Annotated in this window: 20 protein-coding genes; 1 reads left to right on the forward strand and 19 read right to left on the reverse strand. The window is 52.9% G+C overall.

Going from position 1 to position 25884, the window contains the following annotated elements; all coding sequences use genetic code 11:
* Window positions 1-192: 192 nt before the first annotated feature.
* The 6 genes from hemG to ubiD form a co-directional block, all read right to left on the reverse strand.
* Window positions 193-735 (reverse strand): menaquinone-dependent protoporphyrinogen IX dehydrogenase, encoded by a 543-nt coding sequence (gene hemG, locus JK223_RS16385; RefSeq protein ID WP_212715212.1) that lies wholly within the window; start codon window positions 733-735, stop codon window positions 193-195.
* Window positions 736-759: 24 nt separating this feature from the next.
* A complete protein-coding gene (trkH, locus tag JK223_RS16390; protein ID WP_212715213.1) occupies window positions 760-2211 on the reverse strand; it encodes a Trk system potassium transporter TrkH in 1452 nt (483 codons plus the stop codon).
* Window positions 2212-2240: 29 nt separating this feature from the next.
* A complete protein-coding gene (locus JK223_RS16395) occupies window positions 2241-2855 on the reverse strand; it encodes an IMPACT family protein (protein WP_212715214.1) in 615 nt (204 codons plus the stop codon).
* Window positions 2855-4186, reverse strand: coding sequence for a Xaa-Pro dipeptidase (pepQ, locus tag JK223_RS16400; protein ID WP_212715230.1), 1332 nt, complete (start codon window positions 4184-4186; stop codon window positions 2855-2857). Before pepQ ends, JK223_RS16395 begins: the two co-directional genes overlap by 1 nt.
* A 596-nt stretch (window positions 4187-4782) precedes the next feature.
* The gene (fre, locus tag JK223_RS16405; RefSeq protein WP_212715215.1) at window positions 4783-5484 is read right to left on the reverse strand and encodes an NAD(P)H-flavin reductase; all 702 of its coding nucleotides are present in this window, start codon (window positions 5482-5484) and stop codon (window positions 4783-4785) included.
* Window positions 5485-5529: 45 nt separating this feature from the next.
* Window positions 5530-7014 carry a 4-hydroxy-3-polyprenylbenzoate decarboxylase gene (gene ubiD, locus JK223_RS16410; protein WP_212715216.1) on the reverse strand — a complete coding sequence of 495 codons (1485 nt, stop codon included), beginning with the start codon at window positions 7012-7014 and terminating at the stop codon, window positions 5530-5532.
* A 269-nt stretch (window positions 7015-7283) separates the two neighbouring features.
* On the opposite strand from ubiD, the gene rfaH reads away from it, so the two are divergent.
* A complete protein-coding gene (gene rfaH, locus JK223_RS16415; protein ID WP_212715217.1) occupies window positions 7284-7772 on the forward strand; it encodes a transcription/translation regulatory transformer protein RfaH in 489 nt (162 codons plus the stop codon).
* Here rfaH and tatD read toward each other — a convergent pair whose 3' ends face one another.
* From tatD to JK223_RS16480, 13 genes are all read right to left on the reverse strand, one after another.
* Window positions 7773-8555, reverse strand: a complete 783-nt coding sequence (gene tatD / locus JK223_RS16420; RefSeq protein WP_212715218.1) for a 3'-5' ssDNA/RNA exonuclease TatD — start codon at window positions 8553-8555, stop codon at window positions 7773-7775.
* An 83-nt stretch (window positions 8556-8638) separates the two neighbouring features.
* Window positions 8639-9397, reverse strand: coding sequence for a Sec-independent protein translocase subunit TatC (tatC, locus tag JK223_RS16425; RefSeq protein WP_212715219.1), 759 nt, complete (start codon window positions 9395-9397; stop codon window positions 8639-8641).
* A 2-nt stretch (window positions 9398-9399) separates the two neighbouring features.
* Complete coding sequence (gene tatB, locus JK223_RS16430) at window positions 9400-10005, reverse strand: Sec-independent protein translocase protein TatB (RefSeq protein ID WP_212715220.1); 606 nt, start codon at window positions 10003-10005, stop codon at window positions 9400-9402.
* 3 nt (window positions 10006-10008) lie between these two features.
* Window positions 10009-10251: a Sec-independent protein translocase subunit TatA gene (tatA, locus tag JK223_RS16435; RefSeq protein ID WP_212715221.1), complete on the reverse strand. Its 243-nt coding sequence runs from the start codon at window positions 10249-10251 to the stop codon at window positions 10009-10011.
* A 91-nt stretch (window positions 10252-10342) separates the two neighbouring features.
* Window positions 10343-11980, reverse strand: a complete 1638-nt coding sequence (gene ubiB / locus JK223_RS16440; RefSeq protein WP_212715222.1) for a ubiquinone biosynthesis regulatory protein kinase UbiB — start codon at window positions 11978-11980, stop codon at window positions 10343-10345.
* Window positions 11977-12588, reverse strand: coding sequence for an SCP2 domain-containing protein (locus tag JK223_RS16445; RefSeq protein ID WP_371813179.1), 612 nt, complete (start codon window positions 12586-12588; stop codon window positions 11977-11979). Before JK223_RS16445 ends, ubiB begins: the two co-directional genes overlap by 4 nt.
* Window positions 12589-12593: 5 nt before the next feature.
* Window positions 12594-13349 carry a bifunctional demethylmenaquinone methyltransferase/2-methoxy-6-polyprenyl-1,4-benzoquinol methylase UbiE gene (gene ubiE / locus JK223_RS16450; RefSeq protein WP_212715223.1) on the reverse strand — a complete coding sequence of 252 codons (756 nt, stop codon included), beginning with the start codon at window positions 13347-13349 and terminating at the stop codon, window positions 12594-12596.
* Between the two features lie 75 nt (window positions 13350-13424).
* Window positions 13425-14945: a DNA recombination protein RmuC gene (rmuC, locus tag JK223_RS16455; RefSeq protein WP_212715224.1), complete on the reverse strand. Its 1521-nt coding sequence runs from the start codon at window positions 14943-14945 to the stop codon at window positions 13425-13427.
* A gap of 125 nt (window positions 14946-15070) precedes the next feature.
* Window positions 15071-15832, reverse strand: coding sequence for a uridine phosphorylase (gene udp / locus JK223_RS16460; RefSeq protein WP_212715225.1), 762 nt, complete (start codon window positions 15830-15832; stop codon window positions 15071-15073).
* 144 nt (window positions 15833-15976) lie between these two features.
* Window positions 15977-16471 (reverse strand): outer membrane protein assembly factor BamE, encoded by a 495-nt coding sequence (bamE, locus tag JK223_RS16465; RefSeq protein ID WP_212715226.1) that lies wholly within the window; start codon window positions 16469-16471, stop codon window positions 15977-15979.
* A 24-nt stretch (window positions 16472-16495) separates the two neighbouring features.
* A complete protein-coding gene (locus JK223_RS16470) occupies window positions 16496-17695 on the reverse strand; it encodes an HlyD family efflux transporter periplasmic adaptor subunit (RefSeq protein ID WP_212715227.1) in 1200 nt (399 codons plus the stop codon).
* The gene (locus JK223_RS16475) at window positions 17692-19866 is read right to left on the reverse strand and encodes a type I secretion system permease/ATPase (RefSeq protein WP_212715228.1); all 2175 of its coding nucleotides are present in this window, start codon (window positions 19864-19866) and stop codon (window positions 17692-17694) included. The genes JK223_RS16470 and JK223_RS16475 overlap by 4 nt, the downstream gene beginning before the upstream one ends.
* 123 nt (window positions 19867-19989) lie before the next feature.
* Window positions 19990-25884, reverse strand: a 5895-nt coding sequence (locus tag JK223_RS16480; RefSeq protein WP_212715229.1) for an S-layer family protein, incomplete at its 5' end; no start/stop codon positions are given.

Raw genomic sequence — 25884 nt, forward strand, 5'->3', positions numbered from 1 at the left:
TACGCTTTTCACCTCAGGAGTCAACCACTATTTCGTGATTTTTTCTCCCGGACCGAATCACTTCAGTCCCTGTCACGTCGCTGCGCATCGCGCTTTGCCGTGTCAGTGGGAGCGCATTATAGGGAGATAATTTTTCCTGACAAGGGTTTATTTCAAATAAATTTCTGAGTGTCGATTTTTCCGCCAAAGGCGTTATTTATAGAGCGATTTGTCGGTTATTTGCACGAATTCCCGGGCAAACTCCGCCAGTTGCTCCCAGTCCGTGTACTCATACTCTTTCGACGTATCCGTTTCCCCCCCGGTCATCTTCATGATCAAACGGATCATTTGTTTATCTAACCAGCCATAACGTGGGTAACGTAGTGCACCTGCCGCCACCAGACAACGATCCGGTGTCCAGGGTGACTGCTCCAGAAACTTCCGTGTATAGACATTTGTCTCCGGGGTATTCTTATCCGCTTTGCGGGCGGTCAGATTCACCGAAATAAATCCACTGGCCCTGGACTGCAATAAAGGTAAGTGGCCGGCGATAAAGCGATTCACCTCCGGCGCATAATGTCCGTAACGAATAGATGCCGCGATCAGCACCCGATCATACGCCTGCCAGTCAACTCCGGAAGCTGAGCCGATATCCACCACATCGCAGACTTTAATCTCACCGGCTTCGTTCGCCACAAAATCCGCAATTTTCCGCGTCTGTCCATCCCGGCTGGAAAACAAAATCAGCATCTTCATTCTTTCTTATCCTTTAATCATCACTCATTCCCGCCAGAAGGTCGGGGTGAACAGAACTAATAGTGTAAAGACTTCCAGACGACCAAACAGCATGGTCGAGATAAGGATCCATTTCGCCGTATCATTCATTGAAGCAAAGTTATCAGCCACCACTCCCAGTCCCGGCCCCAGATTATTCAGTGTTGCCGCGACTGCCGCAAAGGCAGAGAAATTATCAACACCGGTAGCAATGATAGCCAGCATACTGATCAGGAAAACCAGTGCATATGCAGAGAAGAATCCCCAGACAGCTTCCAGAATTCGTTCCGGCAGCGCACGCTCCCCAAGCTTGATGGTATACACCGCATTCGGGTGTACCAGACGTTTCAGTTCCCTCGACCCCTGCTTGCAGAGTAACAAAATGCGGATCACTTTCAGTCCGCCCCCGGTCGACCCTGCACAGCCCCCGATAAACGCAGAGCAAAGTAACAGGATTGGCAGGAAGGAAGGCCAGTGAGAAATACTGTCTGTGGTAAAGCCGGCGGTTGTTGCCATGGAGACAACCTGGAAGAAAGCCTGATTGACCGTCTGCAATACGCTGCCATAGGTGTGATGCAATAAAAGGATCAGTGTCGCAATCACCACCAGCGTTAACTGTACCCCGATAAAGACCCGGAATTCAGGATCGCGCCAGTACCCTTTCAGACTGCGGCCACTCAGTAACGAAAAATGGAGCCCGTAATTACAGCCGGAGATCAGCAGGAAAATCGCAATAATGCTGTTAATGGTTGAGCTGTGGTAAAAGCCGATACTGGCATCGTGCGTCGAAAAACCGCCAATGGCGATGGTCGAGAAACTGTGTCCGATGGCATCAAACAGCGGCATACCGGCAAGCCACAGAGCCAGTGCGCAGGCTACCGTCAGCAGGACATAGATAAGCCAGAGCGTTTTCGCTGTTTCCGCGATCCTCGGGCGCATCTTATGGTCTTTCAGCGGGCCCGGCATCTCAGCACGATAGAGCTGCATGCCTCCGACACCCAGGATAGGCAGAATAGCCACCGCCAGGACAATGATCCCCATGCCCCCGAGCCACTGCAGCATCTGCCGGTAAAAGAGTATCGCTTTCGGTAATGAATCCAGCCCCACCAGGGTCGTCGCACCGGTGGTGGTTAGCCCGGAAAAGGATTCGAAGAAGGCATCAGTCACTGAAAGGTGGGGTTGCTCGGCGAAAATAAACGGCATAGCCCCGACACTGCCCAGTACGGTCCAGAACAGCACCACAATCAGAAAACCTTCGCGGGGCTTCAATTCACTTTTCTGTTTGCGGTTAGGCCACCAGAGCAGAGACCCAATCACCAGCGCCAGAAGAAACGTCTGGCTGAATGCCCTGCCGGCGCCATCCCGATAAATCAGCGCAACCAGCCCCGGCACAATCATGGTGACGGAGAAAATAATAATTAATAAACCCACAATACGGGTAATGGCACGAAAATGCATTATGCCTGTCCTTAACTCAATAAAGGTGGTTATTCTGCCCGCTGAAGCGTCAGCGCACCGCGGCTGAAGTCCGAGAGATGTTGTTCAAAGTCACCGACGCTGCCGTACGGTAATGCCAGGCATAATGCCACATCGGCCTGATACTCACTGTGCGTAATCTTGCCGGAATAGCGTTCAACCATGCGTTCTATCTCTGTCAGTTGCCCGTAATCACAACGCAGAGTGAATGGCTGCATCGGCACTTTCCTGCGCCGGGAAAGTGCCTGTAATCCCTGACGGACCCCTCCGCCATAGGCTTTTACCAGCCCGCCGGTCCCCAGCATGATGCCGCCATAATAGCGAACCACCACACAGGTGACCTCACCGATCCCGCTCCCCATCAGTTGGGCCAGCATGGGTTTTCCCGCGGTGCCGGAAGGCTCACCGTCATCCGAAAAACCCAGCTGCTGTGAATCATCGGGAGCACCGGCCACCCAGGCCCAGCAATGGTGCCGGGCATCGGGATGGTTATCTCTTATCTGCTGAACGAAGGAGCGTGCAGCTTCACTGCCTTCAGTATGAGCCAGATAAGTAATAAAGCGGCTTTTCTTTATGGTTTCTTCCGTGATGCAGACATCCGCAGCCGGAATATCATAGGCGTCCATCAGGCCAGGTTCAGATCACGGGTCATATTCTCAACCCCTTCGCCGGTGATGATCACGTTATCTTCAATACGTATGCCGCCACAGGCTTTCAGCTGGTCAATAAGCTCCCAGTTGAAGTGCTTACTATAGCGGCCTTCCCGCCACGGGGATAATAGCGATTCGATAAAGTAGAGTCCCGGTTCAATGGTCAGCACCATACCGGCGCTCAGCGTACGGGTGCAACGCAGCCATGGGTACTGTGCCGGAGGGGCCTGATGCGTACCTTTATCATCCTGCATAAAGCCGGCCACATCATGTACCTGCAGCCCTAAGGGATGACCGACGCCATGCGGCATAAAGACCTGAGTAATATTCTCACTGACCAGCGCGTCTTCACTCAGTCCGGTCACAATGCCGAACTCACGCAATATGCTGGCAATACGCTGATTCATCTGCAGATGATAGCCGACATAGCTCTCACCTGCCCGCAACGTACCGATCAACTCCTGTTCATGCTTATCCACCGCGCTGACCAGCCCGGCAAACAGTGAGTTTTTATCCCACGCATATGTGCGGGTCAGATCGGCCGCATAACCGTTAAACTCTGCACCGGCATCGAGCAGAAAACTGTGTGGCTGCTGTGGTGCTTCTTTTTCCAGCCGCGTGTAATGCAGAATGGCCGCATTTCCGTTTAATGCAACAATATTGCCGTAAGGAACATCGGTATCCCGCTGCCCTGTGGCCAGCAGATATGCGGCATTAATTTCAAATTCACTCTGCCCGGCAAAAAATGCCTCTTTCGCCGCACGGTGACCGGCAACAGCGATTTTCTGAGCTTCGCGCATACACCAGAGTTCATAATCGGTTTTAAAGCTGCGATGAAAATGGAGATAATCCAGTACCGGCTGCGGATTAACGTTTGTCTCTGCAATCCCTAACTGTCCTGCACGCTCTGCGACCGGCCCGATATAAGCCACGTTCTGTCTGTCTGCCGGCAACTGCTGCCCGATAGTGTGACTGTCCCTTAATGCGATAATGTCTATCTCATCGGTCCAGAAACTTTCCGGTAATGCATCGGTTTTATGCCAGTAATCGACCGGAGAATAGAACCACAACCGTGGCTTGCTGACCCCGTCGACCCATAACCAGCAATTCGGGGTCTGAGTGACCGGCACCCAGGCTTTAAAATGTGCATTGGTTTTAAAAGGATAGTGATGATCATCAAGGAAGACACTCAGTAATTCGCCGGAATGGATCAATAAGGCATCCAGGTGATTCGCGGCAAGTACCTGTCGGGCACGATGCTGTAGTGTCGCCAGGTGTGTTTTATATAATTCATTCAGTGAGTTCATCTCTACCCTCGTTGGTATCAGCATTTTGGCGCATTTTATCACAGCTCGCCCCGGGATGGCGTCCCCGCCTCCGCGGCACGCCTTCCGGTGACGTAAAAACCTGATATCCCCCGGCCGCTATCCGGTGATTACCCGGTCTGCACTTTTTCAGCATTGCGGGATAGCGTATGTCCTTTCGGAAGATATACCGCCGGGGGATGCCTGACCGTGAATAACGCACCCGCCACTGTCCGGACAGTATTCCGTTTTTACCGTTCCGGCGACCGGATCCGCCATTTTGCCCGGGATGGACTTCAGTGAGCCACAGCCGGTCATTAATGTCCGCGGAAGGCAGCCTGCCGGCGCGCGCCTCTCAGAAGTAAGGCAGATAAACAGCAAAATATCCCTGTCACCACACATGCCCGGGGAGATGGGCATCCGGACCAGGGTTCAGGGACAAAAGAATAAACACGGTCTGCACCGCTGAAGCTGATGGCAGGCGGAAATCCGGGTATGGGTAAACCGGTTCAGTGAGCAGATAGCGACAAGGATATTACCGGCATCAAGGTGTGCAGAGGCGTGACGATCACCATCACGCCCCGGTGGAGCGGTGGAGATCAGATAAAGGCAAATGCATCGCCATAAATCTGACTGCTGACGGCTTCACGTTCAGCACAAAAACGTTCTCTGGCCACTTTTGCCATTTCAAAACGTCCGGCGATATAAATATCGTAGGGTTTCAGCGTCGAATGATCCTGGATAACCGCAGGCAGTACGGTGCCGGTTCTGCCCTGCCAGTCCGCATCGGGCTGCTCCACGACCGGTACGACCGTCAGATTCGGATGACGAACCGCCAGGGCATTCAGCTCTTCAAGATCATACAGATGATGCGGCTCCCGCCCGCCCCAGTAAATGGCGATTTCACGGTCCGGGTTTTCTGACAACGCGGTCAGCAGGATAGATCGCGCATAAGAAAAACCGGTGCCCCCGGCGATCAGGATCATCGGACGATCACTGTCCTCACGCAGCGCGGCGTTACCGTGAGGCATATCGACCGTAATGGTCCGCTGGTCACGAATTTTTTCCATGACAGCCATCGCATACAGGTTCAGCTCTGAAGCGCCGATATGCAGTTCAATAATATCTTTTTCCATCGGGGTCGATGCCAGCGAAAAAGGACGTTTATCATTCTCGTCCATCACCACCATCAGATACTGACCGGCACGAAAGCTAAACTCAGTCTCCGGTACTAACCGGACCCGATAAACCGTGTCGGTAATGCTCTCTACGGAAATAACTTTACAGCTTAATGTTGTCATTCGTTCCCTCTGTCGGGTCATCGGATAAAAGACAATGGTCGTCGGTTAACGGGAGGACTGAGGGCCAAAGATAGCCAGCTCATCCCAGATTTCGTCAATCCGCGCCGTGATTTTGGGATCTTTAACGATAGGACGGCCCCATTCACGGTCTGTTTCACCTGGCCATTTATTCGTTGCATCCAGCCCCATTTTGGAACCCAGTCCGGACACCGGAGATGCAAAATCCAGATAATCGATCGGCGTATTATCGACAATCACGGTATCCCTGGCGGGATCCATGCGTGTGGTAATCGCCCAGATGACATCATTCCAGTCCCGTGCGTTTACGTCATCATCGCAAACGATCACGAACTTGGTATACATAAACTGGCGCAGGAACGACCAGACCCCAAACATAACGCGTTTTGCATGCCCGGCATATTGTTTCTTCATGGTCACCACCGCCAGACGGTAGGAACACCCTTCCGGAGGCAGATAAAAATCGACGATTTCAGGAAACTGCTTAATTAATATCGGCACCAGAACTTCATTGAGCGCGACACCCAGGGCCGCCGGTTCATCCGGTGGCCGGCCGGTGTAGGTCGAATGATAGATAGCATCACGCCGCCTTGTTATGTGCGTAATGGTAAACACCGGGAAATCATCCACTTCATTATAATATCCGGTATGGTCACCGTACGGACCTTCCGGAGCCATATCACCGGGCTCAATGTAACCTTCCAGGATAATTTCTGCGGTGGCAGGCACTTCGAGATCATTCGACAGGCATTTAACCACTTCGGTTTTGGTGCCCCGTAACAGGCCGGCAAAAGCATACTCAGAAAGACTGTCAGGCACAGGAGTAACCGCCCCCAGGATGGTGGCCGGATCGGCACCGAGCGCCACAGAGACAGGGAACCGCTCACCGGGATGTTCTTTGCACCACTCCTGGAAATCCAGCGCACCGCCGCGGTGAGAAAGCCAGCGCATAATGACCCGGTTTTTACCAATCACTTGCATACGGTAAATACCGAGGTTCTGCCGTTCTTTGTGAGGGCCGCGGGTAACCGTCAGGCCCCAGGTGATGAGGGGGGCAGCATCTTCCGGCCAGCATGTCATGACCGGGATGGCGGATAAATCGACCTCCTCTCCCTGCTGAACCACATCCTGGCAGGGGGCACTTCGCAGGCGCTTTGTCGGCATATTCAGCACTTGTTTGAAGCGCGGCATCTGTTCGAACAGATCACGGAAGCCTTTCGGCGGTGTGGGTTCTTTCAGGAAAGCAAGTAACTCTCCGACATCGCGCAGCGCACTGACTTCTTCCTGACCCATCCCCAGGGCAACCCGTTTAGAGGAACCAAACAGATTACAGAGTACAGGCATGTCGTACCCTTTCGGGTTTTCAAACAACAATGCCGGCCCTCCGGCCCGGAGTGTACGGTCAGCGATTTCCGTCATCTCTAAAAACGGATCAATCGGATAACTAATACGTTTTAATTCACCACGCTGCTCAAGTTGTCGCAGGAAGTCTCTTAAGTCCTGATATTTCATGAGGTTTTTACTTTATTGCCGGAGTTAATCTGGCCATTATAGGGGGGATTGTTGCAAGATGCCGGGATTTATTATGTGCTGCGGCCTGTCTGCTGCCATAAACCTGTCTTACGTCGGTGGCTGCGATACTTTTATGATTTCTATTCTCTGTGCGGGTGAACAGAATCATCAGCCCCCCACCGGGGCGTCCGGGGGCGGAATCAGATGCTGTGAACTATGCCTCACGGGAGAGTTTTGCTATCCTCTGCGGCTGTTTATAGGGAGCAGTTATGGAATCCTGGTATCTACTATTTTGCAAGCGTGGTCAGTTGTTGCGGGCGCAGGAACATCTTGAGCGTCAGGGCGTCAGCTGCCTGAGTCCGATGGTTACCGTGGAAAAAACCCTCCGCGGAAAAGCCGCGACCGTGAGTGAGCCACTTTTCCCGAATTACCTGTTTGTCCGGTTTTCCCCGGAGGTTATTCATACCACAACTATCAGCGCCACCCGCGGTGTCAGTCATTTTGTCCGCTTCGGCGCCCTGCCTGCGACGGTACCGCAAAAGGTTATCGAGAGTCTGGCGCAACAGGATTTCCAGAGCAGCGTCATCTCTTCCCTGCCTCAGCAGGGAGATGAGGTGGAAATTACCGCAGGGACATTTGAAGGATTACGGGCCATTTTTGCGGAGCCGGAAGGCGAAACCCGTTCTGTCTTACTGCTCAACCTGCTCAATAAGCAGGTGAGCCGCAGTGTCGATAATCGTCAGTTCCGCAAAACCTGATCAGTTAAGACCAAACAACTGTCTGGCATTCCGGTTAACCTGGCTTGCCAGTTCCGTGGCATCCTCATTACGCCATCCTGCAACCTGGCTGACAATGTGTGGCAGGAAGCAGGGTTCATTACGCCGGGAAGGCGGACGGGGGTGCATGTCTCTCGGTAGCAAATACGGAGCGTCCGTTTCCAGCAGTAAACGCGCTGCCGGAATCATCGGTAATAGTGCCCTCAGATCCAGACCACGACGTTCATCACAGACCCAGCCGGTGATCCCCACCGATAACCCGGCATCCAGACATTCCTGCAGTTCCTGCCCGCTACCGGTAAAACAGTGCACGACTGACGCAGGCAGTTTATCCAGCCACGGACGGAGAATAGCGATAAAACGCTGATGTGCTTCACGGCAATGCAGAAAAACCGGGAGCTGCAATTCTGCCGCTAAGCTCAGCTGAGCTTCAAAGGCATATTCCTGCTGATTATGATCGGAAAGGTTACGATTGAAGTCGAGACCGCATTCGCCGATAGCCACCACTTCCGGCTGACTTGCCAGCCTGCGTAGTGTGCCTGCGGTTTCCTGTGACCACTCACTGGCATGGTGCGGATGAACACCGGCCGTAGACCAGCAATAACCGCTATGTTGTCTGGCCAGCGACAACGCCTGCTGACTCTCCAGCGCGTTGGTTCCGGTGATTAACATTCCGGTGACGCCGGCTTCGCGTGCACGGGTCACCACCTGTTTACGGTCTTTCGCAAATTGCGTGCTGGTGAGGTTAACCCCAATATCAAACATGTTATTTCCCAAAAGCTAAACCACCCTGGCCGGGTGGTTTTGGTGAACATTTCCCATCATGACGGGAACCTGAGTTCGGGATCTCAGGACTCTGTATCCTGATCATTATCCTTATCCCAACGTCCTTTCCCTACATAGTAACGTGAGAAGAATACGCCGACTTCAAACAGGCAGTACATCGGAATAGCGAGCAAAGTTTGGGAAAAAACATCCGGAGGGGTTAAAAGCATACCGACCACGAAGGCTCCGACCAGCATATAGGGCCGTTTTTTACGTAAATCCTCCGGAGAAGTGATACCGGTCCAGCATAATAAGACGATAGCCACCGGCACTTCAAAAGCCACACCAAAGGCCAGAAACAGGGCCATCACGAAATCCAGGTAATTACTGATGTCGGTCGCTATCTGGACGCCATGCGGTACCGTTTTAGCAAAAAAGCCAAAGGCTAACGGGAACACGATAAAGTAAGCGAAAGCCACACCGATATAAAACAGCAGAGAACTGGAAAACAGCAAGGGCATAATCAGTTTTCTTTCGTGCCGATACAGCGCTGGCGCGATAAAGGCCCAAAGCTGGTAAAGGATCACCGGGACGGCCAGAAAGATGGAGACAATGATCGTCAGTTTTATCGGCGTAAAAAACGGTGATGCAACATCGGTGGCTATCATGCTCGCACCCACCGGCATCTGTTTGATGAGCGGTGCGGCCACTAACTGATAAATATCGTTAGAGAAATAGACCAGAACTAAAAATATCACCAGTACCGATGAAATACAGTAAAGCAGGCGTTTACGTAGCTCAATCAGATGGCTTATCAGCGGCTGAGTATCTTGTACATCCATGGTTATCGTTCTTCGCTTACCGGTGAGGCAGGGCTCTTTCCGGACTCTGAGGCCGGAGGGATGCTGCCGGATGACGTCGTTGCCTGCCCGGGGGTCGCTGCCACCGGCGTCGCCGGCGCGTGAACCACTGAAGGATCAGGCTGTTGCGCAGGCGATGAGCTTTCGGCTGCCGGAGAAGAGACAGACTGCCCCTTCTGTCGTTCGGTCGCGAAAGGTACCGTCTCAGAGACCGTCTCTTGCGGAGTCACCGCAGGGGATGCGGCCGCCGTGGCTTTAGCATTCGCCACATCGTCAGCATGCTCTAAATCGGTCGCTTCGCGGTAAGTACGCTTCATGGAGTCTGCCGTTTTGCGCAGTTCTTCCATAGACTCCTTCAGTTCAGGGGAGAGCGTTCCTTTTCCGGCTTCTTCGACTTTTTTAAGGCTATCCTGCAATTCCTGCAGCTTGAGTTCCTGAGCCAGTTCATTCTGTACATTTGCGGCCAGAGAACGCATTGCGCGGATCCAGCCGACGACGGTTTTAACCGCCACGGGTAAACGCTGAGGCCCGAGAACAATCAGACCTATCACGAACACCAGTAAAAGTTCACTAAAGCCAATATCGAACACGGTTTATACCTGGTCGTTGTGTTTCCGGGCCTCTTCTTTCTGAGAAGAAGTCTGCGGGTTATCAGTAATGGATTTCGCAGAGAAATCGGCATCCTGCTCTTTCTTGTCGTCATCTTTCATCGCTTTTTTAAAGCCTTTGATGGAAGACCCTAAATCTGAGCCAAGATGACGTAACTTATTGGTTCCGAACAACAGCACCACAATCACTGCAACAACGAGTAAGTGCCCGATACTAATACCGCCCATGTTAACTCCTGAATTTCGTGACCCGCTACAGGGGATCTGATGAAAATAGTTCAGTCTTACGACATTAACCCGTTTAGGATGAGACTGACAATCAGTTTGTTTTTCGCCAGCCGACAATCCATGTTAACACACCTGCAACAATTAGAAATCCTGAAGCTAACTCCCATTGCGGACGGCCAATAGCCAGAGCCGTACCACAGATAAGAAAGACCGTTCCCATACCCAGCAAATATCTGGCCTGACCGTGGCGTGTCCGCTGCTCTTTCATATCAAAGACCAGTTTATCTACGCTATGTTTCAGTAACTTATGATGGCGCATTCCGTCATAAAAGAGTTCAGGAAGCTCAGGAAGCTTTTCCGCCCAGGAGGGGGCTTTCGACTTCACTGCGCGCCAGATCGCCGGTAAGCCTATCTGATCCTTAATCCACTCTTCCAGGAAAGGCTTCGCGGTTTTCCATAAGTCCAGCTGTGGGTAAAGCTGACGACCTATCCCTTCCACATACAGCAGCGTTTTCTGCAGTAATACCAGCTGAGGCTGCACTTCCATATTGAAACGCCGCGCGGTATTAAACAGATTCAGTAATACATGCCCGAAAGAAATTTCGGCTAACGGCTTTTCAAAAATAGGTTCACACACCGTACGGATGGAAAACTCAAAATCTTCCACATTGGTGTCCGGCGGTACCCAGCCGGAATCTACGTGCAGTTCGGCGACCCGACGATAATCACGATTAAAAAATGCGATAAAGTTTTCCGCCAGATACCGTTTGTCCTCTTTGTTCAGTGAACCGACAATACCGCAGTCGATACCGATATATTGCGGGTCTTCAGGGTGCTCATAGCTGACAAAGATATTCCCCGGGTGCATATCTGCATGGAAGAAACTGTCGCGGAAGACCTGGGTAAAGAAGACCTGTACTCCGCGTTCGGCCAGCAGTTGCATATTTACGCCATGCGCCCGCAGAGTATTCGTGTCCGAGATAGGAATCCCGTAAATCCGTTCCATGACCAGCATCGTCTCGCTGCAATAGTCTGAATAGATGAACGGCACATAGAGCATGTTATTGTCTTCGAAATTACGACGCAGCTGAATCGCATTTGCCGCTTCACGCAGCAGGTTCAGTTCATCAATCAGGGTCTTTTCATAATCCCTGACCACTTCGACCGGACGCAGACGCCTGCCATCGGGAAGCAGACGCGGCACCCAGCGTGCCAGACGGTAAATCAGCCGCATATCGGCTTTAATCACCGGCAGAATATCGGGGCGGATCACCTTAATCACCACGTCCTGACCATTTTCTTTCAGCGTGGCCGTATGTACCTGGGCGATAGAGGCGGATGCCAGGGGTTTGATATCAAAATCATCGAACCACTGTTCGACCGGACCGCCGAGAGATTTTTCGATTTGAGCTTTGGCCTTAGCGCCGTCAAAAGGCGGGACTTTATCCTGCAGTGCCGCCAGCTGGTCCGCAATTTCCGGCGGAAAGAGATCCCGGCGGGTCGACAACATCTGTCCGAGCTTGATCCAGACCGGGCCGAGTTGTTCCAGCGCCAGTCGTAAGCGCACACCCAGCAGTTCATCAGGATGACGATTCGGGATCCAGAAAACACAGCGGCGCCAGAAACGTAGCAGTAAAGTCAGGCGTGTCTTCGGGATAAGTTCATCCAGGCCATAGGACAAAAAGACACGAATAATGAAATAGAGTCGCCGAATCTCTCCAACCGTCATTTCTTCTCCCGTTGAGCCAGCCGCGCTTCCAGCAGGGCCAGCTTTTTGTCCAGAGCCTGAGTTTCTTCACAAAACCAGGCAACTTCAAGGGCACCGGGCGCAGCCTGCCACTCCTGAGTCAGTAGTTCCCCCAGTTGCTGCTGTTTACCGGTGATCTCTTTACGCAGGAAAGAGAAAACACGCTGACCTGCCCGGCTGATCCCCTGCGCAGCCACATCCCCCACCAGAGGAGCGAGATATTCCGCGGGATCCAGTTCTGCCATATCGAGCAATGCAGAAAACTGCTGAATGACCTGCAAATCGCCCTGCACATCCAGCCGCTCCTGCTTAATCAGGGCCGTCAGATTCTGACGGTCCCGTAATTCCGGTACGACCGAGAATGCCAGAGAGACCGTACAGTCACTTTCATCCTGCCAGTCGGTCAGCACATCCAGCTGATGTTCACTGAATACCAGTACCAGCGGTTTCGGTAATTCACTGAATTTCAGCGTCAGCACTTTGCCTTTCAGCCGCTGGCGTGCCGCTTTCATGCCCCGGTCCTGATAAAGGAGTCGGTTCAGTGCGCTCTCAGCGCTTGCCGCCAGTAACAGCATGGGGTTCATCGCCATCGACATCAGAATTTATATCCGCGATGAAGGGCAACGATACCTCCGGTCATATTGTAATAAGAGGTATTTTCGAAACCGACATCATTCATCATGCCCTTCAGGGTTTCCTGATCCGGATGCATACGGATAGATTCTGCAAGATAGCGGTAGCTGTCTGCATCGCCAGCCACGATCTGGCCAATACGCGGTAACAGGTGGAATGAATAAGCATCGTAGGCTTTGCTTAATGGCTCAAGCAGGGGTTTGGAAAACTCAAGGATCAGCAGGCGGCCACCCGGCTTCAGGACACGGAACATGGAGGCCAGTGCCTTCTCTTTTTCGGTCACGTTGCGCAGGCCAAAAGAGATGGTGATGCAATCGAAATAGTTGTCAGGGAAAGGCAGCGCTTCTGCATTCGCCTGCACATAACTGACATTGCCGGAAACGCCTTTATTACGCAGTTTCTCCCGGCCCATTTTCAGCATGGAGCTGTTGATGTCTGCCAGTACAACCTGACCGGTTTCACCGACCAGACGGGAAAATTTTGCAGTCAGATCACCCGTGCCCCCGGCCAGATCCAGCACGCGCTGACCGCGACGTACGCCACTGCAATCAATGGTAAAACGCTTCCAGATACGATGGATGCCCATCGACATCAAATCGTTCATCAGGTCATATTTTGCTGCCACGGAATGGAACACGTCAGCAACTTTTTCAGCCTTTTCATTTTTAGCTACGGTCTGAAAACCAAAATGTGTTGTTTCCTGAGATTCATCTGCCATCGGTATTACCTGTTCTGTGATCAATACTGTCTGAAGTGTATCAGAGTCCCGAAGGCCGGGCACCTTACGGCGCCACTATTCAGAAACTCCCCGGGGATTTTCTTCATTGTCCCACGTATTCTCCGGGCCGACCAGTGAGGTTTCATTATCACCGTCGGTTTCCTGCGTCCCGGCATCGAAAGAGAGCGCTTTTTCGGTGACTTTAGGATTGATCGGCCGGCGTATTTCCACGCCCAGATGACGGAATGCTTCCGTCCGCGCGACCAGATTACCCCGCCCTTCCGAGAGCTTCTTCATCGATTGCTGATAACTGTCACGGGCCTTATCAAGATGCGCTCCCAGGCTTTGCATATCATCGACAAATAATCGCATTTTGTCGTACAGCCGCCCCGCTTTTTCCGCAATATGCTGGGCATTCTGGCTCTGGTGTTCATAACGCCAGAGATTACTGATGGTACGCAGTGCCACCAGCAACGTGGTCGGACTGACCAGCATAATATTTTGCTGCAGGGCTTCGCTGATCAGTTCAGGCTGCCGGTCAATCGCCAGCAGAAAGGCCGGTTCGACGGGAATAAACATCAGTACATAATCCAGCGAACGCACACCGGGCAACTGCTGATAGTCCTTACGGCTGAGTAACCGGATATGCTGTCGTACCGCGGTCAGATGCTCCTGCAAGGCCAGCTCACGCACCGTCTCATCGTCGGCATTAAAGTAACGCTCATAGGCTACCAGCGTCATTTTGGCATCGATCACGACATCTTTTTTCTGCGGAAGATGCACAATCACATCCGGCTGATAACGTCCGTCACTGCGCTGAATGCTGACCTGGGTTTCGTATTCATGACCTTCCCGCAGACCGGAGGCTTCCAGTACACGGCCGAGGACCACTTCCCCCCAGTTACCCTGAATTTTGTTATCCCCTTTCAGGGCACGAGTCAGGTTAACGGCTTCCTTCGCCATTTCGCTATTGAGTTTTTGTAACTGACGGATTTCATGTGTAAGCGTATGCCGCTCACGGGCTTCATGACTGAAACTTTCGTTGATTTGACGGCGAAACCCATCCAGCTGTTCACGCAACGGGGTCAGTAATCCCTGCAGACTCTGGCGGTTTTGTTCATCAAACCGGCGGCCGCTGTTTTCGAAAATCCGCCCCGCCAGGTTTTCAAACTGCGCGGCCAGCCGCTGCTCACTGTTGAGCAGTAACCGCTGCTTTTCCTCTGCCGCCAGCCGGGTATCTTCTAACCGGGTCGTCGCTTCACGAAGCTCGGCTTCCTGAACGCGGTTGATTTCTGACTGATGGCGAACTTCAAGGGCCAGTTGCTCACTTTGCTCCCGCCAGTAAGCCAGCTGGTTCAGTTGCTCCTGCCGGGCACTCAGTGTGCTATAGACCTGTCGTAACTCCTGGTCTTTTGCCTGCAGACGTTGTTGTTCTGTAGCCAGGTCCTGATACAGCTGCGCCATCGTTTCCTGACGCACACGTAATTCGGCATCATTGGCGGCCAGCTGGTGACCTGTTCGTAATCCCGCGACTAACCAGCCCAGGCCTAAGCCTCCGGCCAGTAAGGCGATTGAAATGATAAGCTGCGTATCCACCCGCGTCCCCGTTATTCAGACTCACAGAGAAAAGGTAGAGTGGCACTGTATAGATGTCCAGATATTTCTGTTCTGCGACCAGAGACATCTGCCGGAGAACCCCGGCAGATGCTGTAAAGGAGAGGTCAGAGTAAGGCTTTGGCGGCCCTGACGACAATGCTCACGGCCTGGCTCTCTGTCTGTTTCATGGTGGCGCTATCCGGGATCTCTTTTTGTGTCCGGTTAACGATAACTCCGGCAACCATGCCGGCACGTAATCCCTGACTGGCACACATGGTGAGCAGAGTGGCCGATTCCATCTCATAGTTCAGCACACCCATCGACTGCCACTCTTCCATAGAACCACGGAAAGCCTTCACGACTCTGCCGGAATAGGTGTCGTACCGTTCCTGGCCCGGGTAGAAGGTATCGGAAGATGCAGTCACTCCGATATGGGTGGTGGCGCCGGACTCATGGGCCGCATTGACCAGTGCTGTCGTACAGGTGAAGTCCGCCACGGCCGGATATTCCAGCGGTGCAAAGTGGAGACTGGCACCATCCAGTCGTACTGAAGCCGTGGTCACCAGGACATCACCGACGTTAATGCCAGGCTGGATGGCCCCGGTGGTTCCGACGCGCAGAAAGGTGCGGACCCCCAGCTGAGCAAGCTCTTCTACGGCAATAGAGGTGGAAGGCCCGCCAATCCCCGTGGAGCAGACTACCACCGGTTTGCCCCCGATAAAGGCCAGCCAGCTGGTGAATTCACGGTGGGACGCCAGCTGACGGGGCTCGTCCATCAGTTCAGCAATTTTTCTGACGCGTTCAGGATCGCCGGGCACAATCGCTAATGTGGAGCCCTGAAGATCGGCTTTCGTCAGCCCCAGATGGAAAACATCGGATTGCGACATATTAACCTCAATAAGCTACAGTGAATTATGCTGAAGATTGTACGCCAGAGGCGGTAAATTTGCGTGACAGAAATCAACCCGTCCGAAAAAACAGGCCTTTTCTGTCGCGGCCGGAGCGAATTAAGCTCCGGCTGGCGATGGCATTTAACGGGCGCCTGCGAATAGCGTATTTTTGGATGGCGGTGCAGTTTCTTTTGTTGAGGCAACGTTTTTCGCCAGATCCAGACATTGCTGACGACGCCATACCCCGGTTTTCACACGCTGAGTGATACTGTCAAAAATCACTTTGTACTGGCAGATAATATGATTTTCTGACTGCGGTAACTGCAGGTTAATATCATATTCCCACTGTGTCCCACTATCGTCCTGATAAAGGGGTTTACCTAATAAAGCGGTGACTTGCTCACGGGTCATCTCCGGCCGGATAGCACCGACCGCTGATAATTGCTGCTGAGTTCCCTGACGAACAAATTTTTCATCCAGCCGGGTGGGGCGTTTACTGACATCATGATAACTGTAGTGATCCGGGTTAGAGCGGTTATCAACAGGGTTATCATGCCAGAGGTTCGCACATCCGCTTAAAAGTAGTCCGAATGAGAAGCACAGGGCTCCTGCGGGTAGTCGCATAACGTTTTTCATTATTATCTTCCTGGTATCGTCAGATTAGCGCTCATGCAGAGCTTCATTCACTTTATTCAGCGGTTTTGTCAGGTAGTCCCAAATGGTTCTGCTTCCCGTTTTAATATCCGTTGAAGTCACCATACCGGGAACAATCGGGAAATGTTTCCCTTTTGCATTCACTAAAGCATCGGAATCCGTCAGAACAAATACCCGATAATAGATATTTTCAGGTTTCACTTCGTCACGAATGGTATCCGGAGAGATGGTCACTACTTTCCCCTTTAACCCGCCATAAATCGAATAGTCATAGGCAGTGACTTTGACTTTTGCTTCCAGTCCCGGGCGAATAAAGGCAATATCTCTGGGAGAAATTCTGGCCTCCACCAGAAGCTGATCATCAAGAGGCACCATACTCATCAACGTGCCATTGGGTGGGATAACGCCGCCGATAGTCGTGACATCCAGAGATTTAATGATTCCGCGCACAGGTGCACGTAATGTCAGTTTATTCACGCTGGCCTGACGCCCGGCAACCACCGGTTGAAGCGCTCTGACCTCGGCATCCGCTTTCGCGAGTTCTTCCTGCGTTTTCACCTGATAACCGGTCTGAGCATCCGATATTCTGAGCTGCAAATCAGCACGGTCGCGTTCTTCTTTCAGTAAATCTACCTGACTGGCGGCGCCGCTGTTCAATAAAGAACGGGTAATATTGATTTGTTTAGTCAGATAACTCAGCGAGTTATTCAGTGACGACAGAGTATCCGCCAGATTCTTACGTCTGGCATTAAACAGCGCTGTTTCGGACTGTATCAATTGCGGGTATTCATTTAACTCTGCAGGAAAAACCGGATGATCGGCCCCGGTCGCTTCGGCCCGTAAACGCGCACCGGCAGCTAATGCAGCCCTGTAGCGGGCGGCTGACTCTTCAAGGGAAGATTCACCTTGTGTAGGATCTAATTGCGCAAGAATGCTGCCCTTATCAACAATTTCTCCTTCATGAACATAGAGATCCGTTAATACGCCGCCATCGCGGGATTGAATTTTCTGATCCCTGAGCGTAGGGATCACCTGCCCGGGGCCATTAGAGACTTCATCGACCTTACAAAACCAGGCCCAGATAAAAAAAAGTAACAGGAACAACGTAATAGTGATAATCATACGGACTGATGAGGTCGCCGATACTTCAGAAAAAGCGTCATCCGATGTTTCTTCTGCTACAGAGCGAAAACGGAATAATTTCATTTTTTCTCCCCTGCTGCAGACGTGGGCGTACCGCTTAACCGGCTAAGAACCTGATCCCGGGGTCCATCCAGCACTATTTTTCCGTTATCAATCACAAGAATTCTGTCTACTATCTGCAATACCGCCGGACGATGAGTTGCAATAATCAATGTACTGCTACCGGACATCGCTTTTAACTGCTGCATCACTTTCTTTTCTGCGATCTCATCCAGTGAGGCTGTCGGCTCATCCAGTAACAATGTTGAGGGGTTACGGAGCAATAAACGGGCCAATAACAGTGATTGCTTCTGGCCTCCCGATAATCCCCCTCCCCCTTCTGCCACGACGTGATCCCAGCCATCCTGTAAATGGGAAATAAACTCCCACGCACCGGCGGCTTTTAATGCCGCAATCAGTTCAGCATCGGTGCCCTGAGGGTAGCCCAGTAAAAGGTTTTCACGGATCGTTCCATAAAATAATCGGGCATTTTGTGTCAGAAAACTCACATCACGACGAACATCCGCCGGGTCGAGATGTGACAAAGTCACCCCATCCAGGATCACTTTTCCTGAGAAAGGTTCGATTAACCCCGCCAGGACCTGCAGTAATGTTGATTTCCCTGCACCATTTCGCCCTAAAAGGGCAATTCGTTCGCCCTGCCGGATATCCAGCTTAGCGACATTTAATACCGGACTCTCCGGAAGATAACCGAAGATCGCTTCACGAATTTCATAGTTACCACTCAGAGACGGACGGCTGACCCTGGTCGAGTTCTCCGGGTTATCTATCGGCATCTTCATCAGTTTATCCAATGCCGCACTGCCCATTTTTGCCTGTTGCCAGCGATTCAGTAACTGGGCAATGCCCGACAACGGCGCTAACATTCTGCTGGATAATATCGAACCGGCAACCAGTACACCGGTCGTCATCTGACCGGAGATGACATGGGGAGCACCTAAGAACACCACAACGGCAAACGTACTGCCCTGTACGGTCTGGATCCAGTTGTTTAATTTGCTGAGTAAATCCCTAAGCTTCAGCCCTGCATCGGCATTGACCGCATTATAATAATTCCATTTATTCAGAAAGCGCGGCTCAGCCTGAAGAATTTTTATATCCTCCATTCCTTGTACCGTCTCTACCAGCATCGCATTGCGTAATGAAGATTCTCTCATGCCGGCACGTACCAGTTCCCGAAGCTTGGGTTGTAATAAGATGCCAGGCAGCAGCAGCGCAACAAAAGCTAATAAAGGAACCACCACCAGCCACCCGGCAATTGACCAGAACACCAGAGAGAAGAGAATAAAGAATGGAAGATCGGCGACCGCAGCAATGGTGGTCGACGTCATCATGTCTCTGACGGATTCAAGCTCTTTTAATTGGGAGATAAATGCACCGGTCGACTGGGGACGGGCACTGCTTCGGATACGGAGGGCATGGTCAAAAACACGGTCTGAAATCCTGAGGTCTGCTTTCTTCCCTAATAAATCGGTGATCCTGGTCCTTGCGCTGCGCATGACCCACGCAAACACTATCGATAACAATACACCGCCAAATAAGACATACAGCGTAGGCTCTGACTGCGCCGGGATCACCCGGTCGTAGACCTGCATTGAGAAGAGTACCCCTCCCAACGCCATCAGGTTGGTAATAATCGATGCCAGGAAAATGTAGCCGTAGGATTTTTTATCCGAAAATACAATATCTCTGATCCAGTGTTTCTTAACCGGCTCCAGATAACTGTCTATCCGTGCATCGGCAGGGATATCCATAGGCCGCAGGATGGCAAGACGCCTGACTGAAGCCTGTAAGGCACCTATTTCAGTAACGGTTTCAGTCCCCTGATCACCACTGAATATCAGTGTCATCTGGTCCGATTTGACCCCTGTAATGACAGCGACCTGCCCATCGGTCAATTCAAGTACTACAGGTAAACGCCAGCTATTAATGACGGTCAGATCTGGCTCAATAAACCGCATTTTTAAGCCACTATGCTGAGCCAGTTTCCTGAGTTCTTTTTCATCATAGAGGCCCGTTATCCAGCGAGCTTTCACTCTCAGGTTTTCAGGGGAAACACTCAACTGAAAATGGATTGAAACATACTCCAGCGCATCGACCCATCCATCGATCAGTTGCGACTGAGATTTTTGGGAAGGCTCGTCCGTATATTCCGGATCTGATTTACTATTCATACTGTTACTCATCTTGAGAGTATTCACTAACCTGCATCAAACGACATGTTCAACTGTCTCTGAACGACTCACCAGAGTCGTCAATATCCCCTCCGGCATAACACCGGAGGGGGCGGCTGAAAATTAAACCGTATTATTATTCGAGGATAATTCATCCTCTTTGGCCAGCAATGCAGACGATGTTTCACTGGTCGTATGCAGGCTGTCGGTTGCCGACGACGATGAACCTGTCGTGGAAGATGCTGACGTCCCGGTCGATGACGTGGTTGTCGAACCGGTACTTAACAGAGACTGCAAGGCCGGTAACGTCTCTGTCGTAGACGATGTATCTGACGCCGACGCCAGATCACTGACATTTTCCAGAGAATAGGTACTCAGCAAAGCATCTGTCGTGGTCGTCTGCGTGTCCGCACTGTAACCCGGCAGATCGCCCGACGACGCAGAGCCCGTCACATTGATGTCAACGGTTTCGGTATTACTGTCTAACTGCCCATCATTCACCGTCACCGTTAACTGCCGGGTCCCTGAATCACCCGTCGTACCGAAGCGCAGACCCTCCAGTAAACTATTCCAGTCACTGCTGCTTAATGATCCACTGGTTCCTGCCTTGAGGGTTAATGTCAGAGTACCATCGCCATCCGACGTCAGTGAATAAGACGCTTTGCCTGCTGTGTGAGTCGTCGCGTCCATTCCATTAATCCACAGCTGGTCACCACTTTTTCCGGACAACGTTATCGTGGCAGACTGAATAGTGTCATCTCCGTCACTGTCGCTGACACTGATATTAGGCAATACCGCCAGTTGTGAACTAGTGCTATCCGTACCTGAAGACGTGGAAGGATCATAAGTCAGGGTATGGCTATCACTGTCAGAAGTCGTTTCGGTCACCTGAGAAACACTGACTCCGGAAATCTGAAAGTCATCCGCAGGGGTGCCGGGGGCATCCCAGTTCAGGACCAGATGATCACTGACTCCTGTCTGCATCCCTTTCACCAGAATATGGGAGAGATCACTGTCGGTGACCGTTTGATCTTTCTGATACAAACGCCAGGTTTCAAACGGGATCGCCGTCGAGCCATCCAGCCAGGTTTTCCCGCCATCCAGTGAGACTTCTATCCCCTCAGAGAGCGTGATATAGGCATATTTCTCCGCATCGGCATACTCTGTTCCGGGCGTTGTTCCCGTGGTCGACTTACCTGGTGTGGTAATCGAAAATAAGGTCTGCGTTCCATAGGAGAATGAAAGCACGGCAGAGCTACCATCGTCCGTCCCTGACCAGCCATTATTCCAGCCAACCGTCAGATCCAGGACATCATTCGTGTTGAATGTCGTCGTAGCATTCATCGTGCCGGTATATGACCCCCCATCCGCGCTCAGATTCACCAGGTGATTAGTACTGTCATAGCTCGGCCACACACCTTTCCAGCCGGCGCTGGTCCAGTTGTTTTGCCAGGATGATGAGTTAAAACCACTGATATCAGTCCCGGGGGTGTAAGTCACTTCTGTGGACTGCGTAATTTCAATGGCCGGCGCATGATCAAAGATCACTGAGGCTTCTGCCGTCGACTGACCATCAGATATGGTATAAGTCGCTGCAGGTATCGCTCCAACGTAGCCACTGACCGGCGTAAAGGTATACGCACCGTCGCTGCTAATGGTCAGGGTACCCACACCGCTGAGTGTTGCGGTCTCCCCCGCTTTCAATGTCTGACCGTCCACAGAGAACTGCGTCACACTCAGCGTATCACCGTCTTTATCCGTATCATTGCTCAGCACATTACCACTGACCGGTGAATCCTTATCCACCGTGACATAATCGTTAACAGCCACCGGTGGCGTATTAATAGCCGTAAAGCTTAATACCGCCGAGGCCGTTGCCTGGCCGTCGGTAATGGTATAGGTGGCTGACGGCACCGGTCCGGTATAGCCGGTGACCGGCGTAAAGGTATATGCCCCATCGCTGCTAATCGTCAGGGTACCCACACCGCTGAGGGTGGCGGTCTCGCCTGCTGTCAGTGTCTGCCCGTCCACGGTGAATCCGGTCACCGTCAGAGTATCACCGTCTTTGTCGGTGTCATTACTCAGCACATTACCACTGACCGCCGTGTTTTCTTTCGCGGTTGCCGTGTCATTATTGGCTACCGGCGGTGTATTGATGGCACTGAAACTCAATGTCGCGGAGGCTGTCGCCTGCCCGTCGGTGATCGTATAGCTGGCAGAAGGCACAGCACCGGTATAGCCGGTGACGGGTGTGAAGGTATAAGTCCCGTCACTGCCGATGGTCAGGGTGCCGACACCGCTTAGGGTCGCAGTCTGTCCCGCGGCCAGCGTCTGTCCGTCCACCGTGAACTGCGTCACCGTCAGGGTGTCACCGTCTGTATCCGTGTCATTGCTCAGCACATTGCCGCTCACCGCGGTATTTTCTTTCGCCACCGCACTGTCATCATTGGCCACCGGCGGTGTATTGGTATACGTTTGAGTAATATCCTGAATAGTCAGCGTAGCCGTTGCCTCTGCCTGGCCATCGGTAACGGTGTAAGTTGCTGACGGCACAGCTCCGGTATAACCGGTGGCCGGGGTAAAGGTATAGGCACCATCACTGCCGATAGTCAGGGTACCCACGCCGTCCAGTGTCGCCGTTTCGCCGGCTTTCAGAGTCTGACCATCGATAGTGAACTGTGTCACCGTCAGCGTATCACCATCTTTATCAGAATCATTACTCAGCACATTACCCGTCGCAGGCGTATTTTCCTGCACGCTGATGGTGTCATCCTGAGGCGACGGCGGCGTATTGACGATATTACTGAAACTCAGTGTCGCGGACGCTGTCGCCTGCCCGTCGGTTATTGTATAAGTGGCTGACGGTACCGGCCCGGTGTAACCGGTCACTGGCGTAAAGCTATAAGCACCATCACTACCAATGGTCAGGGTGCCCACGCCACTGATCGTGGCGGTCTGTCCCGCGGTCGCCGTCTGCCCGTCCACCGTGAAATTCGTGACAGTCAGCGTATCGTGATCTTTATCGCTGTCGTTGGTCAGTACATTCCCTGTCGTTGTACTATTTTTCTCCGGGGTCGCGGTATCATTTTCCGCAACCGGCGGCGAGTTGATCGCACTGAAGCTCAGCGTCGCCGAGGACGTCGCCTGCCCGTCGGTGATGGTATAGGTCGCAGATGGCACCGCCCCGGTATAACCGGTCAGCGGGGTGAAGGTGTACGTCCCGTCACTGCTGATGGTCAGGGTGCCGACACCGCTGATCGTGGCGGTCTGTCCTGCGGTCACCGTCTGGCCGTCCACAGTGAACTGCGTCACCGTCAGGCTGTCACCATCCTTATCCGTGTCGTTGCTCAATACATTGCCGCTGACCGCGGTGTTTTCTTTCGCCACCGCACTGTCATTATTGGCCACCGGCGGGGTGTTGATCGAGCTAAAGCTTAGTATTGCCGAGGACGTCGCCTGCCCGTCGGTGATGGTATAAGTCGCGGACGGCACCGGGCCGGTATAACCGCTCACCGGCGTAAAGGTGTACGCCCCGTCACTGCCGATGGTCAGGGTACCCACACCACTGATCGTGGCGGTTTGTCCCGCGGTCACCGTCTGCCCTGCAACAGTAAACTGTGTCACTGTCAGGCTGTCACCGTCTTTATCCGTGTCATTGCTGAGTACATTGCCACTGACCGGGGTATTTTCAACTGTGGTCGCGTGGTCATTTACCGCTGTCGGCGCTGTATTCTTAATATCACTGAAATAAACGGTTGCCTGTGACGTTAGCTGGCCATCTGATACCGTGTAGGTCGCTGCCGGTACCGGACCCACATAGCCTTTCACTGGCGTGAATATATATTGCCCGCCGGCGCTGAAAGTCAGCGTACCTACACCGCTGATGGTCGCAGTCTCACCAGCCTTAAACGTCTGATTGTTAACTGTAAAGTCAGTGATCATTAACGCATCACCATCTTTATCACTATCGTTACCCAACGCATTACCACTCAGAGTGGTATTTTTTTGTACCGTCGCATGATCATCAACGGCGTCAGGCGCATTATCAATGATGTTGGTAAAGCTCAGGGTTGCCGACGCGCTACCTTGTCCATTAGTGATAGTGTAGGTCGCGGCCGGGACGGCTCCCGCATACCCGATTTCCGGAGTAAATGTATAAGCACCGTTCGCATTGATCGTGAGCACGCCGACACCGGTAAGGGTCGCGCTCTCGCCGGCCGTCAGCGTCTGACCGTCGACAGTAAATCCTGTCACTGTCAGACTGTCGCCGTTTTTATCTGTGTCGTTGCTCAGTACATTGCCGGTCACTGCACTATTTTTTTCCGGGTGCGCAATATCATCCGTCGCCACAGGCGGCGTATTGATCGCACTGAAGCTCAGTGTTGCAGATGCAGTGGCCTGCCCGTCGGTAATGGTATAAGTCGCCGTCGGGATCGCCCCGGTGTAGCCGCTTACCGGCGTGAAGGTGTAATGACCATGACTACCGATGGTCAGGGTGCCGACACCGCTGAGGGTCGCGGTCTGCCCCGCAGTCAGTGTCTGCCCGTCGACCGTGAACTGCGTCACCGTCAGGGTGTCACCGTCTTTGTCGGTGTCATTGCTCAGCACATTGCCGCTCACTGGCGTGTCGCCATCGGTCACTGCATGGTCCGCTATCGCCACCGGTGGCGTATTAATTGCGCTGAAGCTCAGTGTTGCAGATGCAGTGGCCTGCCCGTCGGTAATGGTATAAGTCGCGGACGGCACCGGGCCGGTGTAACCGGTTACCGGGGTGAAGGTATATGCCCCGTTACTGCTAATGGTCAGGGTGCCGACACCGCTGAGCGTCGCGGTTTCACCGGCTTTCAGCGTATGACCGTCCACCGAGAACCCGGTCACCGTCAGAGTGTCACCGTCCTTATCCGTGTCATTATCCAGTACATTTCCGCTGACTGCCGTATCCGCTTTCGTGACCGCATGATCATCTTCAGCTACCGGCGACGTATTTGAACCTGTCGCAATATCGGTAAAGTGCAGAACCGCAGTTGCCGTCGCCTGGCCATCGGTGATGGTATAGGTCGCTGCCGGTACCGCCCCGGTATAGCCGGTCAGCGGGGTAAAGGTGTAATCACCATTACTGCCGATGGTCAGGGTGCCGACGCCGCTGAGGGTGGCGGTCTGTCCTGCGCTCACTACCTGCCCGTCAACCGTGAACTGCGTCACCGTCAGGGTGTCACCGTCCTTATCCGTGTCGTTGGTCAGCACATTGCCGCTGGCCGCAGTATTTTTTTCAGGGTATGCGATATCATCGGTTGCCACCGGCGGGGTATTGATCGGACTGAAGCTCAGGGTGGCCGAGGATGTCGCCTGCCCGTCGGTAATAGTATAGGTCGCCGACGGTACCGCCCCGGTATAACCGGTCAGCGGCGTGAAGATGTAATGCCCATGACTGCCAATGGTCAGGGTGCCGACGCCGCTGATTGTGGCGGTCTGGCCCGCAGCCACCGTCTGACCGTTCACCGTAAACTGCGTCACCGTCAGGGGGTCGCCGTCCTTATCGGTGTCGTTGGTCAGCACATTACCTTTAACCGCGGTGTTTTCCTGTGCGGTTGCCGTGTCATCATTGGCTACCGGCGGGGTATTGATCGGACTGAAGCTCAGGGTGGCTGAGGACGTCGCCTGCCCGTCGGTAATGGTATAGCTGGCGGACGGTACCGCGCCGGTATAACCGGTCACCGGGGTAAAGGTGTACGCCCCGTCACTGCCGATGGTCAGGGTACCGACGCCGCTGATCGTGGCGGTCTGTCCCGCAGCCACCGTCTGCCCGTCCACTGTGAACTGCGTCACCGTCAGGGGGTCGCCGTCCTTATCGGTGTCATTGGTCAGCACATTGCCTTTAACCGCGGTGTTTTCCTGCGCGGTTGCCGTGTCATCATTGGCTACCGGCGGGGTATTGATCGGGCTGAAGCTCAGGGTGGCCGAGGACGTCGCCTGCCCGTCGGTAATGGTATAGCTGGCGGACGGTACCGCCCCGGTATA

Source organism: Tatumella sp. JGM118 (genome assembly GCF_018257515.1).
GTDB lineage: Bacteria > Pseudomonadota > Gammaproteobacteria > Enterobacterales > Enterobacteriaceae > Tatumella > Tatumella terrea.